General features: G+C 44.4%; 13 protein-coding genes and 2 pseudogenes. 2 read left to right on the top strand and 13 right to left on the bottom strand.

Annotated features, from left to right (window positions below):
- Nucleotides 1-22: 22 nt before the first annotated feature.
- From RID53_RS27500 to RID53_RS27455, 10 genes and pseudogenes are all read right to left on the bottom strand, one after another.
- Nucleotides 23-370: an AbrB/MazE/SpoVT family DNA-binding domain-containing protein gene (locus RID53_RS27500; RefSeq protein WP_446391122.1), complete on the bottom strand. Its 348-nt coding sequence runs from the start codon at nucleotides 368-370 to the stop codon at nucleotides 23-25.
- A gap of 313 nt (nucleotides 371-683) precedes the next feature.
- Entirely contained in the window at nucleotides 684-1,502 is an 819-nt protein-coding gene (locus tag RID53_RS27495) for a GUN4 domain-containing protein (protein ID WP_446391121.1), read from the bottom strand.
- A gap of 9 nt (nucleotides 1,503-1,511) precedes the next feature.
- Entirely contained in the window at nucleotides 1,512-3,347 is a 1,836-nt protein-coding gene (locus RID53_RS27490; protein WP_446391120.1) for an AAA-like domain-containing protein, read from the bottom strand.
- Between the two features lie 419 nt (nucleotides 3,348-3,766).
- Nucleotides 3,767-4,408: a type I restriction endonuclease gene (locus tag RID53_RS27485; RefSeq protein WP_446391119.1), complete on the bottom strand. Its 642-nt coding sequence runs from the start codon at nucleotides 4,406-4,408 to the stop codon at nucleotides 3,767-3,769.
- 236 nt (nucleotides 4,409-4,644) lie between these two features.
- Nucleotides 4,645-4,857, bottom strand: coding sequence for a type II toxin-antitoxin system VapB family antitoxin (locus tag RID53_RS27480; RefSeq protein ID WP_446391118.1), 213 nt, complete (start codon nucleotides 4,855-4,857; stop codon nucleotides 4,645-4,647).
- A gap of 133 nt (nucleotides 4,858-4,990) precedes the next feature.
- Nucleotides 4,991-7,163: pseudogene (locus RID53_RS27475) on the bottom strand (AAA-like domain-containing protein).
- A gap of 118 nt (nucleotides 7,164-7,281) precedes the next feature.
- Nucleotides 7,282-7,698: a secondary thiamine-phosphate synthase enzyme YjbQ gene (locus RID53_RS27470; protein ID WP_446391117.1), complete on the bottom strand. Its 417-nt coding sequence runs from the start codon at nucleotides 7,696-7,698 to the stop codon at nucleotides 7,282-7,284.
- Between the two features lie 47 nt (nucleotides 7,699-7,745).
- A complete protein-coding gene (locus RID53_RS27465) occupies nucleotides 7,746-8,360 on the bottom strand; it encodes a hypothetical protein (RefSeq protein ID WP_446391116.1) in 615 nt (204 codons plus the stop codon).
- 11 nt (nucleotides 8,361-8,371) lie between these two features.
- A complete protein-coding gene (locus tag RID53_RS27460; RefSeq protein ID WP_446391115.1) occupies nucleotides 8,372-9,202 on the bottom strand; it encodes a hypothetical protein in 831 nt (276 codons plus the stop codon).
- A gap of 13 nt (nucleotides 9,203-9,215) precedes the next feature.
- A complete protein-coding gene (locus RID53_RS27455) occupies nucleotides 9,216-10,316 on the bottom strand; it encodes a glycosyl transferase (RefSeq protein ID WP_446391114.1) in 1,101 nt (366 codons plus the stop codon).
- A 462-nt stretch (nucleotides 10,317-10,778) separates the two neighbouring features.
- Here RID53_RS27455 and RID53_RS27450 point away from each other — a divergent pair, with 462 nt between their 5' ends.
- The gene (locus tag RID53_RS27450) at nucleotides 10,779-12,491 is read left to right on the top strand and encodes a hypothetical protein (RefSeq protein ID WP_446391113.1); all 1,713 of its coding nucleotides are present in this window, start codon (nucleotides 10,779-10,781) and stop codon (nucleotides 12,489-12,491) included.
- 173 nt (nucleotides 12,492-12,664) lie between these two features.
- Nucleotides 12,665-13,072, top strand: a complete 408-nt coding sequence (locus tag RID53_RS27445) for a hypothetical protein (protein WP_446391112.1) — start codon at nucleotides 12,665-12,667, stop codon at nucleotides 13,070-13,072.
- A gap of 4 nt (nucleotides 13,073-13,076) precedes the next feature.
- Here the strand turns inward: RID53_RS27445 and RID53_RS27440 are convergent, their stop codons facing one another.
- From RID53_RS27440 to RID53_RS27430, 3 genes and pseudogenes are all read right to left on the bottom strand, one after another.
- Complete coding sequence (locus tag RID53_RS27440) at nucleotides 13,077-14,603, bottom strand: diguanylate cyclase domain-containing protein (protein WP_446391111.1); 1,527 nt, start codon at nucleotides 14,601-14,603, stop codon at nucleotides 13,077-13,079.
- Nucleotides 14,604-15,449: 846 nt separating this feature from the next.
- Nucleotides 15,450-16,103, bottom strand: a pseudogene (locus tag RID53_RS27435) (transposase family protein).
- A gap of 220 nt (nucleotides 16,104-16,323) precedes the next feature.
- Nucleotides 16,324-16,514: hypothetical protein (locus tag RID53_RS27430; RefSeq protein WP_446391110.1), on the bottom strand; the 191-nt coding region annotated here is incomplete at its 5' end.

Here is a 16,514-nt window from a genome sequence, read left to right as displayed (position 1 = left end):
TTAGGTTGAGGAGCATGATTATTCAGAGGCTTGAAGGTGCAACACACTGTTGTGTGCGGCTGGGGGGAATAAATGGGATTAAATCCTTGTCTGGCAAGGTTTTTGTGATTTGCGATCGCGCTTCTTGTGAGAAATGCGGGTGACGCCGTTCCTGAATTAGTTCATCGACAAGGGAGCGATCTGGTGGAGTAAAACTCCGCACCCAGGCTTGTGCTTGCTGGATAGCTTGAGCAAGGGTGAAAATTCTGATTTCTCCATCCACAAGGCGGACAATTACGTCATCTCCCACCTCCAATCCCAGTTGATTGAAATACTCGGCTGGAATCGCAACTCTGCCACCTTCAGAAATTTTTGTTTTGACTTGTAGCATCGGACGTTTTTAGCGTGAGTTTACATATAATTTTACTCTGATACGATCGCTCATTACGTTACCTGGGAAATCTAATGCTTGCGATTGTTTGGATGATCCGTTTGGAGTATTGAATATTGATGTGCCGCCAACCTCGAACCATTCAACCTGGATACTGTTACCACATCACACCAAATACCGTAGGGTGGGCAAAAGTAGCGAACAATAGCCTAAGCATTTGAGGTTTATAAATTTTGCCCACCCTACCTAACTATGAATTCGTAGAAATGTAGTTTGTTAAGGAATTTTTACAGAAGGCTGGAGCGCTTGTATGTTAAAGTCTACAAGTCGCAGTGAGAGAGAGGAGTTGTTTTTGCAACCATGAATAACCCAAATATGGGAGGTGTCCTCTTTTTGCTGCTGCCGGATTAAAAATACCTTTCCCATCCAGCCACTTCTCTCCTTCTTTCCATCCTATCTTCTCATAAAATCCTTCCCACAAGATTACATCATTATCATAATGACCGCGCTGGGAGGCCAATTCATCCAAAATAATCTTTTGCACACTGAAACCAAACGTCCCATCTGAGCGTTCTACCCAAAGCCTATCGATACTACTCAAGTCTCGACAGGAAATATTCTCTATCTCAAAACCTGTTTCGGTACTACCAGCAAAAGCAATTAAATCATAAGTTTTTCTATCAGCATCTTTCCAGTTGCCTGATTCCATCAAAAAGTTTAGTTCTGCTAGTAGGTGACGTTTGAGCGATTCTTTGATCCGGGAATCATCTTCACCTGTTTCTGCCAGCAATGCCATAAACTCACGATGTAAGTTCTCAATGGCATTTGCCGAGAGAATCGGTTGTTTTTGAGGCAGATACTGCGGAATAGGAATCTCCGTGTCTATATCAATATTTGGCAGTTTTTTCCAAGCCGCCTCCAGCCGAGTAAAGGCTTGCCGATACGCCTCTATTGCCTTTGGCGTTTCTCCCTTTTCCCGATACCAACTGCCCCGCACTCGCTGGACATGGACACGAATTGACCATTGTTCAGGCGTCTCTCCAGTAATCTTTGACGGTAATAACTCCTGACTTTCTTTAATTGCTTGTTCAGCTTTACTCCAATAGTCTTGCGCTTTTTCTTGCTGATCCAATTCCTGATACTACTGTTGAACATTTTGTTCGGCTTTTTTCACTCTTTCCTGAGCTTCCCCCAGCTTGGCTTGAGCCTGTCGAGTTTCTTGAGCGGCTTGTTGCGCTTGTCGCGCTAATTGTTGGGACTGTTGACGGGAATTTTCCAGTTTATCGTTCGCTACCGCTAAAGCTTTCTGTGAAGCTTTGACTTTCTGGGCTGCCTCTTCAGCACTTGTCTGCATGAGTTTCTCATTTTCTATCGCTTGTTCTTCTCGTTTCTCGGCTGCTGTCGCTCTTTGGTTCGCTTCGGCTACCTGAGAGTTTGCCTGCTCAACCTTGGTGTTGGCTTCGGCTACCTGAGAGTTTGCCTTATCAACTTTGGAATTGGCTTCAATAACTTTATTTCCGGCAAGTACCCCGGAAATTACCGCCCCAAACACGGCAACGATTAGCACTACTCCACCAATACTAATCCGTCTTTTGGCTTTGCGATTCGCCTCAGCTAGAGCCAGGTTTCTTTGTTCTGCGGCTTCTCTATCTTTCCGTTCCCGTTCTAATTCCGCTTCCTTTTCCGCTACCGCAATTTGCTGTTCAATTGCCTTCTTTTCACCAGCAGCAAGAAACTGCTGATCCAAATAACTTAAATTTTTCCCCTTTGCCCAAGCTTGCGCCTCGTGCAACGCCTTACCCTGCAACAGAAAATCATCCTGATACCCAGAGGCTACCCACCTTCTAAATGTCTCAGAGTAGGGGCGTAGATTCTTTAATTCTTGGTCAATCCAATTTTGGTTAAAGACTTCGCGATAAATAGGATTGTAAGCCCTTAAACTTCCTCTCTGCTTCACCACCAACCCCGCCAGCTTTAATCGGGCTTCATCATCACTATTTGTGGCGGCGACTTCCCTATCCTGCCAAATCTGCCGATAGAGTTCCAGTAAATACCCTGCCCGTTGCTCATTGCTTAAAACGCGATCGCGGATAGTCCGGAGATGTTCTGGCTCATCCTGGGCTTCCCAGTTTTCCAGTATACGCGATCGCACTAACTTTTCGATTAATAATTCTGCCTCACGACCAGACGCAATGGCAAAGGGAGAAGTCAGCACCAACTGACATAACTTTTGCGTCAGAAAGGGTTGTCCCCCTGTCCAGTTTATGATCTCCCTGAGAACCGTTTGCGGATTCTCCGCCTTACCCGCCAATCCCGGCGCTAAGGGCGATACTTCCGATAAACCAAACCCCCGCAATTCAATCGCCCTACCAATATTAAACGGCGTGCGAGTTTTATCCTGAATTAAATCTGAAGGTGTCGCCACTCCCAACAAGGCAAATGTCAGACGTTGATAGTCTGAATTGTCTGCCCGTTCGTTATAACAAGCGCGAATCAGGGCAAAAAAATCGTCTTTTAGGTCTAACTTGAGAATACTATCGATTTCATCAATAAAAATAACAATTGGTTGGGAAATCTCGGCTAGTAATACCGTCTCGATAAACTCACCCAAACGCTGTGTCGGGGACAATCCCTCCCGTTCATTCCACCATTTGATCACCTTAACTTTAATTCCCAAACTCCGCGCCAGTCGGCGAATTAAACCCAGATACCATTCAGATGGGGCAATATTGTGACTTCCAATGGCGGTAATATCAATCACACCACAAGCAACTCCCTCGTTTTGCAATCGCCGCATGGTTTGCACCCGCAAGCTAGATTTACCCATTTGGCGGGAATTGAGAACATAGCAGAATTCGCCTGCTTTTAAGGCTTCATAGAAATCCTGATCCGCTTGGCGCACCACATAGGTGGGATCATCCTGTTTAAGACTCCCGCCGACTTGATAGCTGTAGTCTGGATGGGATGCGGTACTCATCCTCAAATCCCCCGAAACGGTGTGTATCTTGTACCTGTAGGGTGTCGTTAGCGTAGCGTAACGCACCACCTTTATTGTCTCCCAGAATTGGTGCATTCTGGCGTTAAATTATTTTATCCTAACAATTTACCTTGATGCTTTCCCAGAATTGGTGCGTTACGGCGCTAACTCATTTAATCCTCACGATTGATACTAAATCAGCGCCCAACGCACCCTACATTCCTAACGCACCCTACATTCCTACATTCCATTTCTGTAGGGGCGCACCGACGTGCGCCCTTCTGACGTGCGCCCTTTTACTACGCCCGCTACCCCATGTTTATGGTTTCGTAAAATGAAGGCGATCGCGTTTATTATATTTCTGATTTAATGTTTGTAGTCAATGATGCCAGATTAGGGCGCTAAAGCGCAACTACAAACTAACTTAAGGACTGTGCTATTCGACCTAATTGTTTCAAAATGCCAGCTACTCTGTATAAATCATTTCCCTGATTCAATACCGAAAACTCATTAGAAAAACTATATCGCGATGTCGGTTGTTGACTCAATTTAATAAAGATAAACTCTGTCCCATTCGTGACTAATCCAAAGGCTGGCTTTTCCGGTTGAGGATGTGCCATCATATAAGCCAAGGCTTGAGGAATACCCACCTTTAAGGAATATTCTGCTCGTTTTGCCTCAATTACCGTAATCCAAAACTGGGGTTGACAAATTAAAATATCAATTTTTCCGTGTACAATTGTCCCGTTATCCTGGGAGGTAATTCTCACCTCATGTTCAGCCGCTAAATAAAATGGTGAACGATAAAACCCAGCCACACTCAATAAGGGGGATAGCACCACCATTTTAACAATGGGTTCTAACATGGGATACTGAGACAAATGGAGATAATCATCCTTAACCTGATCCAGCCATTGCTGTTCTACTGGACTCAGTTCGGGTAAATTGTCCTGCCATTCTGGAAAAAACTGGGCTTCGTCAGTTCGTACTAACCCAAAGGTTTCACTCAGTTGATGTAAGGTGATGTCTTGAGCCGCAATTGTTTGCACTGATGGATTCATCATTCATTCCAAGTCTTTTTGGTTTGTAGGGTGCGTTAGCGTAGCGTAACGCACCGCCCTTTATTATCTCCCAGAATTGGTGCATTCTGGCGTTAAATTATTTTATCCTAACAATTTCCCTTGATGCTTTCCCAGAATTGGTGCGTTACGGCGCTGAATGATTTAATTCTCACAATTTTCACTCAATAAGCGCCTAACGCACCCTACATTTATATTCATATAGATTTACAGATGTATCAATCAGCAGCATAGCGAGTTTCGCGCAGAGCCTTGTAATCAAAATCAGGAACGAACTGAATTTGCCCTGCCAGATCAAGCAAATTTTTCTTGCGGCGAGATCGTATTAGCTCTTGCAAAGCAAGGTTCAGTAACTCTTCTTGGGTAGTGAGTTTTGTTAATTTCAAGGCTTCGTTGAGCAGAGCTTCATCAAGGTTAAGAGTGACTTGCATAGGTGGCAGTAACTAAGTCAAAAGTGCTTTTAATATTTTACCTAAAAACTTACATAGTTTTATCGTTTCTTCGTAGGGGGGAACGAGGGGGGCCGGAGTTGGGGTTAGGGGATGAGGGTGAAGTACGAAGGATTTAATCCCCCAAATTATCGCGGAAATAATTCCGATACAAATCACAGCGCGGAATTGCTTCATTCCCCTCCAACTGCACTAACCCCATACTGTCTAATTTAAACGCTAACTCTGCATCTAATTCCACTGACTTATTTTTAACCACTACCTGACGAAACGCTTCCTTTAATTTGGGATATTCCTTCAAATTCCACCAATGTCGCCGCAAATGGTCACTATAAATCCCCGCTTCTGTCGCCGCTGTTTCTGCTAACTCTTCTAACGTCACATCCTGACGCCGTAAATGATATAATGCTTTTTGTACTAAATAGGGATGTCCCCCGATTAACTGCGTTAATTCCTCGACCTGAGTTGTTGTCCAATTCAGTCCATACCGCCCCGCTAAATCTAACATTTGCTCCGGATTGAATTCCGGTAACTCCACATTTTTGCCCACATTAAACGGTGATTGATTAATATCCAACGGCACATACACCTCCGTTGAATGGACTACCACTAACCGCAACTTTTCCCACAATTCACTACTAAAATCCCCATACCTCGCCCCCTCATACCAAGAGCGCAATAAGGCAAAAAAGTCATCCGCAATAGCTCGATGGGGAAATACCCGATCCACTTCATCCAACCCCAAAACTAATGGCTGGTCAATTTCTTCTAATAAACATTCCTCAAAATAGGCTGTACATTTATCCTTGCTCCCATACCCAATCCAATAGTCATCCAACTGATTTAACCGCTTGAGTCGCCGCCCCACCTGTTCACAAAACCAGCGTAAAAAGTGATCTAGATTGCCTAAAAGCTGACTATCTGCCCGTTGTAAACTTAAGGGAATGGCATGATACCCTTGTTCTTTAGCATGATGCAGAATTCGCGCCATTAACGAGGTTTTCTCCCATCTGTCGAGGCGCTTTAATCCGAATCAAGCTACCGGGTTGTAAAATTTCTTGATAACAATCAGTTTCTATCGGCAAACGCTCTACATATAACCCAGATTTGAGTGAAACCGCCCCTCCCGGTTCCCGTTGTAATTCCGGTTCCGCTACAGGTAACGGGGGAGAATCGGGACTGGCGATTGCAGGTGCAGCAGGTTCTGGAGTCTCCGCCAGGGGAGTCAGCCAAGGTTCTCCGCCATCTTCCTGGGATATCAGCGCCAATAGTTCCTGCACAATCACTGGCGTATCGTCAGGAGAATGCCATTCCCGTTGCTGAATCCGCTGTAAATACCCGCGCAGGTCATAATTTAACGGGGAATCCATGGGAAAGTTGACCCGAATTGGCAGAATTATGGGTTTCTTTTCCTCCCGTCTATCCCGCAATTCCCTCGCCCGTCGCACCTCCTCTGTGACCATTTCACTGGTTGCTGATTGTGAGGATAATAAGAGGAGGAAATAATCACAGTGTTCTAATTCCTGATCAATCCGTTCCGCCCAATTTTCCCCTAAGCGAATACTCGCTCCCGCCATAAACGGTTGATGTCCAGCCGCTTTCAAGGCTTCATAGAATTGCTGTGCCAAACTGACATCGGGATCACGGCTGCGGTAACTGATAAAGATTTTGGCAGTTTGAGGTGAAGGGGAGGCGATAGGATGAGGAGATGTTGGGGTTAAGAAGTCTTGAAGGGTTGACCATTTTTTACTGATGGTGGTTAATGGCAATGCTAGCGCCCCTTGGCTATGGTCAAACGCCGCAATTAAGCCAATCACCGCCTGAGTTTCCGCATCAAAGACAGGGGAACCACTATAGCCTCCCTGCACCCGTTGAGCATCTGCCATTACCCGCAGCCGCAGCATGGGTAAATTACTAAAATTGGCTTGGGGATTGATATCGGTAATCGCCCCATCAATGGACGCGCCTTCTGGAAAATCTGGACGCCCATAGCCGATACTTAAGAAGCGGTGCATGGGTGTGACGGAGAAAGACAACGGAACACCTTTCCCCTGATACCCAGCTATCTGTAAGACGGCAAAATCATCCTGCTGACTATTCCCCAGATAGACCAAGGATGCCGATTTTCCCTGCACTCGTATCTTTTCCCAACCACCAGCCGCTTCCACGACATGGGCGCAAGTGAGCAAATACCCGTGAGACGAGACAAAAAACCCCGTCCCTCGGATACTACCATCCTCAACCGACGCGATCGCAACCGTTGCCCGTTTTACCTGTTCCCAACTCATCAGGCTTGATTACCGTTTCTGTTGATCCATCTTCCAACTCACTTTAACCCTCAAACTCTTACAAATGACAAATGACCAATGACAAAGGACAATCCCCACCTACTTAACCATTCCCCAATCAATCTCCGGAAATGTGAACCACTACTTCCCGATTGTGTCTCTGCTGGCGATGTTCCCAAATATAAATTCCTTGCCAGGTTCCTAACATCAATCTGCCATTGCCAATGGGGATCTGTTCTGAGGTTTTAGTTAAAGCCGTCCGGATATGGGCGGGCATATCATCGGGTCCTTCGGTATCGTGGATGTAGCTGTCATCTTCTGGCACTAATTTGGCAAAGAAATTTGATAAATCCGTCAGGACATCGGGGTCAGCATTTTCTTGAATCACCAGACTGGCTGACGTGTGGCGCAAAAATACGGTACACAGTCCGGTGTCAATTCCTGACTCCTCAACGATGTCTTTGATGTTTGAGGTGATGCGGGTAAAGGATTTTGCGGTTGTCTTAATTGTAAATTTCTGTTGATAATGGGTCATTGATTCATTGAATTAGGATATAGAGTCTCAAGTTGTTGGCTAGAAGGCTAACCCAGTTGCTTGAGTTCGTGGTCTTCGTCTTCTTCGTCTTCAGCGAATTCTTCGTCATCCTCCTCATCGTCTTCTTCGCGATCGCCAATTCCTAATTTCTCTGACAGGTGGGCGACTAAAGGGTCTTCCTCATCTACGTTTTCTACTTCATCATATTCGTCTTCTACGTTAATGTCGGGTGCTTCAGATTCTATCTCGGCGGATTCTACCTGTTCTAAGGTTTCTAACGCTTCTGTTTCATCGGATTCTTGATCACATTCATTAGTTACCGATGTTTCGACGCACTCAGTAACCACCTCTACCAATTCTGTCTCATCTGCCTCATCCTCAATGTCATCCTCAATGTCATCCTCCAATTCCTCTGGAGTGTCAGCCATAACCTGTTCAGAACCGTCTATCTCATCAGTATCTGCTACCTCATCGGTATCTAATACCCCCGATTCATCTAGCTGTTCTACCTGAGGATCACGCCAAGGAGAATCATAACGATTCCACGGTAGAATTGGCTTGTTGGGCAGGTTGCGCGTCAACACCGTGATGTTGTCTGCGTCGGGTTCGGGTAAATTTAACCGTTTCCCAGAAGAGTTTTTGTGAACGTGTTGAGAAGTCATAATCGCAAGACCTAGCCAAAACTACTCAGGTCAATCAACGGCACGAAGTAAATCCCTACAACATGCAAGGTAACAACCAAGGCTAACCCCCAGGTCACATAGGCAGAATATTGTAAGGATGATGAGACATCCTCCAATCGCTGCTTGTTTGCATTATAGGTCTCTACTAGGTTAACAATCATTCGTAGTTGATATTCATCTGGCGACAGGACGAGATAACGTTCCAAAAATTTCTTATCGCCCAAATTGGGGCTAACCGCTAACTGGCGCGGTAAGAAGGCGTTGATCAGCAGGGTAAAATTTACCAGAAATCCGAAAAGTTCGGCAAGGCTAAAGCCGTTGGGAAAGAATAACAACCGTGATATGGTTAAGCTAGTGAACAAAGCGCCGTTGGTAACAAATAAGATATTTAACTTCGTGGTTAAGGTTTGGCTTTGCTCCCGTTGCTGATCAATGACCAAGCGGACATCATGAGCGGCTAATTCCAGGGTAGACGATGTGGAACTCTCTTTACCCTCTTTTTTCTGGTCTGAGGGTTTAGTCGTCTTGGTGGTTTTCGTCGTCTTGGCTGTTTTAGTCTTCGTCACCTCCGGGGTTTTAGGGGGTTGGGCAGGTTTGACGGTTTCAGCGGGTTCTGAACCTTTCTGGTTTTTGGCGGTTTCCGTTGTCTTGGGCGTTTTAGCCGTCTTCGTCTTCTCTGTAGTCTCTGGCGTTTTTGGCTTGTCAGGCGTTTTTGGCTTGTCTGACGTTTGAGTCAGATCTGAACTATTGCCTTTTGTGGGCGTTTCCGGTGTATCTACGGTTTTCGAGGTAGGTGCGGTTTTGTCTAGCAGAGAATTCACAGTAGCTATCATGTCAGGTTCGAGAACGGGATGAGTGAGTTTGTAAATAATGGACAACAGCTTGCGCGATCGCGTCAGCCCCATCTTTGGCGATAGGCTGGGATTGTCTGGGAGGATTGAGAGATTGGTGTAAAAATTCCCAGTGACCTTGGAAAAATTCTTTAGGGGTCACAATTTGATGGTACGCATAATTTTGAATACCTTCCAGTAGGAAGGGAGATTCGGCAAAATCTTCGCGGGTGAGGGAGACGATGGGAATGTCTAGACGTAGTGCTTCGGCGAAGGTACTGTATCCCGGTTTAGATACCACTCGTCCACACAAGGGCATCATATCCACAGGGCGGTAGTCTCGACCCAAAATTTTCACTAAATTGGGTAAATCGGGGGCATTGGGATCAAAGGTGATGAATTGCCAGTCGGGAAACTGGGACAGTGTACTGTAGGGAATTGCCTGCAAACTAAGTCCACCAAAGGTGAGTAATACTGTTTTCTCTGGGGGTGAGGTTAAACCCAGCTTTTCCCGCAACTGGCTGACTGGATAACTGGGTGTCCCCCCTGTGAGTCCTACATCGGTGATCTGGGGGAATGCTGTCATCGGTTCGTGTAAGGGGAGACGAAACAAGCGATCGCAGACGCTGTAACATTTGCTAATCCAATCGGCAATCTCGACAAATTCTCCACCCCACGCCCGGTAAATAAAGTCCCAACCGAAGTTACTAATCATCCAACCGGGAATCCCTGCTGTTTTAGCGATTTTGGCAGCTAAGGGAGGAATATCCCCGAGTACAAGTCCGACACGATTGGTTTGGATAAAACTAACTTCACTGGCAATGATTGAATTTTCGGAGGCACGAATTTGCTTAAGTTTTGCCAACGTCGCCGCCTTATCCATGGTCAAGCTATCCGACTGAATCACGCCAATATCAAAGGCGCGGGGGCGATGAATAAAATCTCCGGGAATATAAGAGTCCAATAACCAACGTGGGGCTGTGGTTACTAAAATTAGCAGGATGTCTGGACAGAGATTTTGGATGGCGGCGGCGGCACAAGCCGCACGAACCGCATGACCAAAGCCATGGTTGGTGATCGCGATGTATACAGTAGGTCGAGGCATATTTATTTAAGTAGGTGGGAAAAATTAAGGGTAAAGGCGGGGATCGTCATGGGTCATGGGTCATTGGTCAGGGGTCAGGGGTTGAGAAAATTTTACATAAATTAATATAGTTTGTTTTTACCCAGCGACTTAGGCAAGATGTAAACCACAGATGTTTTGGCTTAATGAATTCCGTTATTTATTTTATCGGCGTTTTTTATTGATTTTTTTCCGTGTTCAAGATAATTTATAAACTTTTTAAAATCCTCATAATTCTGTATAATTCTGTATAATTACTCTGAGGAATCAGATTGAAGTCATAAGCATCTGATTCAATTGCCATAATTCAAAAGCAGGCAGGGGAATCTCTGGCGAAAAGAAAATAACCCAGTTTACGCGACCTTTCCGGGGTGGCTAGTTTTGTCCTGATCCAGAAGGCAATTTCTGTAAAACAAGACAACACCCTTGGAAGGATTTAAGACTGTGACAGCCCAACTGAATGCGAATGGCCGTTATCAAAATTTACATCCTGCTAATAAATGTTACACAAGGGAACATCAACCTGTTCCGCAAACGTTAGATAAAAAAAGCGATAGCCGCCTAAACACATCGCTACAGAATGTTTCTAGCCTTGCCCTCTATAGCGTAGCGGCAATTGCTGTCCCAGGTTTGTCCCATCCCGCTTGGGCAACGTCTTCAGTGAAGACGACTTATCAGCCTGATATTATTATCCCAACCCCAATTGAACCCAGTGAAATCCAGGCAGGATCATCAGTAACCTCAACAACTAGCGCTCAAGCGGTTGCCTCACCAGAATCTATGATTGTCCAGGAATTTACGCCAGAAGGCTTTTTGCAGGCAGGAGGCAGAGGTTCGACAGGCTCACCAATCGGGCAGAGGTTCGACAGGCTCACCAATCGGGCAGAAGAGAAGGAAGTATGTGGCAAGGTAGAAGGAAATGATAACTGTTTAGATGAACCTGATATAAACTCTGATAGTTCGGTTGGCTTAGTCAGGCAAGATGATCAGGAAAATAGGGAAGTTGGCGAGATAGAAAAATGGGAAGAATTTCCGACTCACCCGTCACCAATCACTCACCAATCCCCCATTGAGGAAGATAGAGTCAGACTGGAGTTTTCCGGGGAGTCTGAATTAACCTTGCCCACTCTAGACACATCTAAGTTGGAGATGGCATCGCCAGAATTAGAACCTCTCGACCAAGTTGTGCCAACCGTGGTGAGTGCTAGACAGACAGGGAAAAATCGCCAACCTAGAGAGGAAAAATATACACGAGATGATCCTGATGTCAAGACTTTTGCCATAGACAGGGAAAATCACGCAGACAAGGAGGATAAGGAAAACAGCCAACCTGTTGCCCTTAATCCGAAAAAGCCCTGTAGTGCGACTCAACAAACGATGTTGGCACAAGCACCCAATCAACGGACACAACCCGCACCCTGTCGGGAGGTTAACCGCTTGCAAGAGGAGTTGCGATCGCTCGAAGATATAGACCCTCAAGCACCCTTACGTGCCTCCCCAGCTTTGAGTATTGTCATTCCTACAGCCTATGGCGCTCATCGCAATACAGGGTTTGTTAGCGCTACCTATCAAGAACGCACCCGCTATAGTGATGTTGATGATGGGGCGTTAGGCATTGGGATTGGGTTGGGTGATGCGGAGAAGTCTGTGGGGGTAGAACTTTCATACGCACTTGCCAGTTTAGGGTCTAATCGAGATTTTGGCAGTGGTGGTTTTAACGCTAAAGTGCATCGTCGCTTACCTCAAGGTTGGGCAGTTGCAGCGGGTTGGAATGGCTTGATTAACCTGGGTGATGATAATGACTTTGAGAATTCCGTTTATGGCGTGGTGAGTAAGATTATTCGGACGCGAGAGGATATTAATCAACCCTTTAGTCGTGTGGCGATAACGGCGGGAATCGGTAATGGACAGTTTCGCACGGAGGAGGCGGTAGAGGATGATAATGGCACGATTAATGTATTTGGTAACGTTGCGGTGCGGGTGGCTGAACCTGTGAGTTTAATTGCTGAATGGAGTGGACAAGACTTGGGCGTGGGTGTGTCCATTGCTCCCTTTAAAAATATTCCATTGGTGATTACCCCAGCATTGCGAGATATTGCCGGGGCTGGAGATGGGGCGCGATTTGTTTTGGGTGCAGGGTTCGCGTTTAAGTTTTGAGTATGTAGGGGTGGGTAATGGGACTTTCTTTTCGCTGTTGATGATAACATTTGTGCAAAATCTACCCTGACGTAGGGGCGGGTAATGGGACTTTCTTTTTGCATTGATGATAACGTTTGTGCAAAACCCGCCCTGACTGAGTGTTGTATAAATTGGAATATGGAGTAACTTTGATGAAAGTAAAGCAACAGATAGTTTGGACTATAACAACGTTAGTCATGGGTACTGGGTTAATCACAACATCTACCAATGCTCAACCCCCCAACCAATCAGATATTACCGGAACGAATATCTGGAATAATACTGCACCTATTTTTGATCAAGATGGCGAATTAGATCCAGCTATATTAGAGAATGCCCGTCGTCTGGATCAAGCCTTAGAAGAAGCGGCTGAGGGTTGCTGTAATGCGGTTCAGCCAGAGGCTCCGCGTCGATTTGCTAGAGAACCGGGAACTCCGAATCCGGCTTGTGCAGATTGTCTAGATTTGAATCGTTTAGTTGAGGAAACCGAGATATTTTTGGATGAAGTCAATCGCACTCAGGGAGCGCGAGTCAACGCCAGTCGTAATCGTCTTTGGTAGGGATTTACACCTGAAAATCCGGGTCAGAGTTAGCGGAGAAAATACGATCGCGTCCTAAGGCTTTGGCTTTGTAGAGGGCGCGATCGGCTAGTTGGACTAATTCACTGGACGAAAGTTGACGGGATGGAGTCGTTGTAGCAATTCCTAAACTGAGCGTTACCCAGGGATGAATCGGAGATTTGGCATGGGGACGCTTGAGTTTATCCATTTGGTAGCGGATTTTTTGGGCAACGATAAAAGCGCCTGGATTATCTGTATTGGAAAGAATCACGACAAATTCTTCACCGCCATAGCGAGCAACTAAATCACTCGGTCGTTGAGCCGCTTGGCAGATGGCTTCGGCAACTTCTTTTAAACAATTATCTCCAACCCAATGACCGTAGGTATCGTTGTAGGCTTTAAAAAAGTCAATATCACACAAGATCAAGGATAGAGGAGTTAAGTTACGTCGAGAACAGCTTAATTCCTCGGCTAAGACTTGATCGAAACGGCGGCGATTGGCGATTCCGGTTAAACTGTCTATTTTGACCAGTTTCTGTAGGTGTTGGTTATCTCTCTTTACCTTTTGATAAAGTTCTGACTGTTGAATCGCAATAGAGACCTGTTTGACTAACTGGTTTAAACAATCAATTTCCCAAGTTTGCCATTGACGATTAGGGGTACAATGATGAGCAATAATTATCCCCCATAATCGATGGAACACAGGAGACTGAGGTTTTTTTAGATCGGATTCACTGTTACAGATGGGTATCGCTAAAACGGATTGCTTGTGCCAATGGATCAATTTTGGTTTTAGGTTAGATGGTTTTTGATTGTTAATAACTTGAATAAACTGTTCATTATAGAACAATATCTGAGGCAAATTTAAAAGTTCATGAATTGCCGGAATCTCCGGATAACTATTGCTATAGTCAGCCGCTTCTAAAAGCATAGTAGGAAATTTGTCTGCCTGATAGCGATAGATGAGAACCCGATCAGTTTTCAGGAATTGACGGACTTGGGTGACAGTGGTGTGTAAAATTTCTTCGAGATCTAATGAGCGTCGGATCTGCTCAACCATACGCTCTAAGATTCGCTCCCGTTTAGCCTGCTGTCGAATTGCCTCGCGATCGCGCTCCCGTTCAATGGCATAGCGTATAGCCCGTATCAAGTTTTCTCCAGCAAATTGCCCCTTGATTAAATAATCTTGAGCGCCTTCACGAACCACTTGAATTGCTAACTTTTGATCGTTAAGAGAGGTTAAAACAACAATTGGAGTCGTGGGCGCTTTTGCTTTGACTTGAATTACAGTATTTAATCCTTGACTATCCGGAAGAGATAGATCGAGTAAAATAATGTCGAAGGTAAACTCTATCAATTTTTTTATGCCTTGACTCAATCGTTGAGCATGGGTTATGGCGAATTGATTCGTGTTTACTGCTGAAAATAATTCTTGGATTAATTCAGCTTCTACACGATTATCTTCAATTAAGAGAATTTTGAGATTTTGACTATCTACTAAAAATGGTTGATTTAATTTTAGTCCATTCATGGTTATAATCCTATGAGTTATTAAGTAGATCTAAAGTTTAGCTTAAATTATAGATATCATAAGGAGTCAGACAAGAATAAAGTTTAGGATTTAGACTGGGCGACAAGGAATTGAGAATTAAGTAGGTTGGTGGAAATAAACTCAACTTTATGAAGTTATGTTAACAAACATCACACCCTTACAAAGGACGTAACTTGCTTCTCAAGGACAGCGAGTTCCCAACCGTTAACTTTAATTGTCCCCACCTACTTATTAGAATTCTTTATTCAGTCAATTAACAAAAGTTATATCCAGATAGTTCATAAATTCATTCCGGTTAAAACCAAGAAAACTACTTAAGCAGAGTATATTGCTTCCCGACAAAAGCCATCTTAGAATCACACTGAATAAATAGGCTGGTTATTATAACATTCATACGGTTATATTTTATCGATTTTGGATTATGAATCTAGAAACATGAGCTTAGTAGTTTTAGGCGATTCCTAATTTTCAAGTTTCAGATTAACATCCGACTCCTGTAAATTATTACTAACTTAAGATATAAATTCAGTATAAGCGAAGACGTATTTCAGTAATATAGTGCCTGCTTATATACAATTTACCTGACCTAAATCATTATCGGCAGCCTGAATGCCAACTCGCTGAGTCAATGACTCATGTATAAGGATTTTTATCCTATCTTTGGGTTGAATTGACTACGCTAATTTCTGTCTCTTTAGGTAGATGCTCACCTAATCCCATCAGTTCAGTAATCGAAGTATCGAACTTATCGCAAAAGGCAGAAGGTTATTACTGATACGTAGGGCTTGCTGTATAAATGCGTAAGGCAGGGTAAGAGCATCTCAATCAAGCTTGACAAAAGGAGTTGAGAACAGTAATCATATAGTCATTATTCATGGCCGCCTGTTGGCTTTTTTGTCTAAGACTACGTTTAAAGGATGTCTCCTGATTGAGTGCATTAAGTGCCAAGCGTTTTAAAAGAGCCAAGTTACGAGGGCTATGAAAAGAACGAAAGAGAGACAATATAATCAGCTTTTTTGTCTCGAATGAGCTGAATAATATCATATTGAGTACCCATGGCATCAAGGGTAACAATTGCGCCCGTAATATCTAATAATTTTAAAAGAGCAGGAATCGCTGTAATTTCGTGTTTAGTGAGATTCAGGATTGATTCGTTCAAAAATTAGCCGAAAAGTATCATCACGCTTGAATGCCATTGGGTAAATCTAAAAATTCTTGTAACCACTGTTGTTTAGCGATGCCATAATTTTCCATATCTTCCCAACCCTTGGCTCCAGCAATAACAGCTAAGATGGCAATGACTAAAACATCTTTGAAGAGATGTTTTTGAGTTCTGGGAACCCGAGGGTCTTGGATGTCTTCGATATAACTTAATAAATTATCTTGGATGGCATTGATCGAGTTAAACTGAGGTTTTTCAACTGTTTGAGAGTAAGATATTGCTGCGGTTTTTAATTGAGACCCAAAACCCTTTGTCATGGGCGAATTCTCCCTTTATTGACTCAAATTAAAATAGATTATAGTTTATAGATTATAGTTTGACTTACCTCCATCAAGGGCGTACTCGCAAACCCCTTCGTCTTCCTCCACAATGACCGCTCGATAACAGTTTTGGCTTACCCCGTTAGGGGCGCGATCGCAAACCCCTTCTCTTACTCCATAATGAGTCTGACTTTTGTCAAGTACAATTTATACCAAATTAGATGAGCTTACCCTGATGTGTAAGGTAGACCAGATAGGGGTTTCCATCCATTTTTCGACCCAACAAGTGCAAGGTTTTTATACTACCCCCCTCTTGTATCCTGAACTTTTCGCCGACAACAGCACCAAATTTTCCCTCGACAGAGGGGTGAAACCATTGCCCATTGCCCATTGCCCATTCCCTATTCC

This window comes from Coleofasciculus sp. B1-GNL1-01 (genome assembly GCF_040220235.1).
Taxonomy (GTDB): domain Bacteria; phylum Cyanobacteriota; class Cyanobacteriia; order Cyanobacteriales; family Coleofasciculaceae; genus Coleofasciculus.
This window is presented reverse-complemented; position numbering and strand designations above follow the sequence as displayed.

Coding starts and splice junctions, on each gene's coding strand:
- RID53_RS27500 (WP_446391122.1), bottom strand. CDS start 370: ATGCTACAAGTCAAAACAAAAATTTCTGAAGGTGGCAGAGTTGCGATT.
- RID53_RS27490 (WP_446391120.1), bottom strand. CDS start 3,347: ATGAGTACCGCATCCCATCCAGACTACAGCTATCAAGTCGGCGGGAGT.
- RID53_RS27485 (WP_446391119.1), bottom strand. CDS start 4,408: ATGAATCCATCAGTGCAAACAATTGCGGCTCAAGACATCACCTTACAT.
- RID53_RS27480 (WP_446391118.1), bottom strand. CDS start 4,857: ATGCAAGTCACTCTTAACCTTGATGAAGCTCTGCTCAACGAAGCCTTG.
- RID53_RS27470 (WP_446391117.1), bottom strand. CDS start 7,698: ATGACCCATTATCAACAGAAATTTACAATTAAGACAACCGCAAAATCC.
- RID53_RS27465 (WP_446391116.1), bottom strand. CDS start 8,360: ATGACTTCTCAACACGTTCACAAAAACTCTTCTGGGAAACGGTTAAAT.
- RID53_RS27455 (WP_446391114.1), bottom strand. CDS start 10,316: ATGCCTCGACCTACTGTATACATCGCGATCACCAACCATGGCTTTGGT.
- RID53_RS27445 (WP_446391112.1), top strand. CDS start 12,665: ATGAAAGTAAAGCAACAGATAGTTTGGACTATAACAACGTTAGTCATG.
- RID53_RS27440 (WP_446391111.1), bottom strand. CDS start 14,603: ATGAATGGACTAAAATTAAATCAACCATTTTTAGTAGATAGTCAAAAT.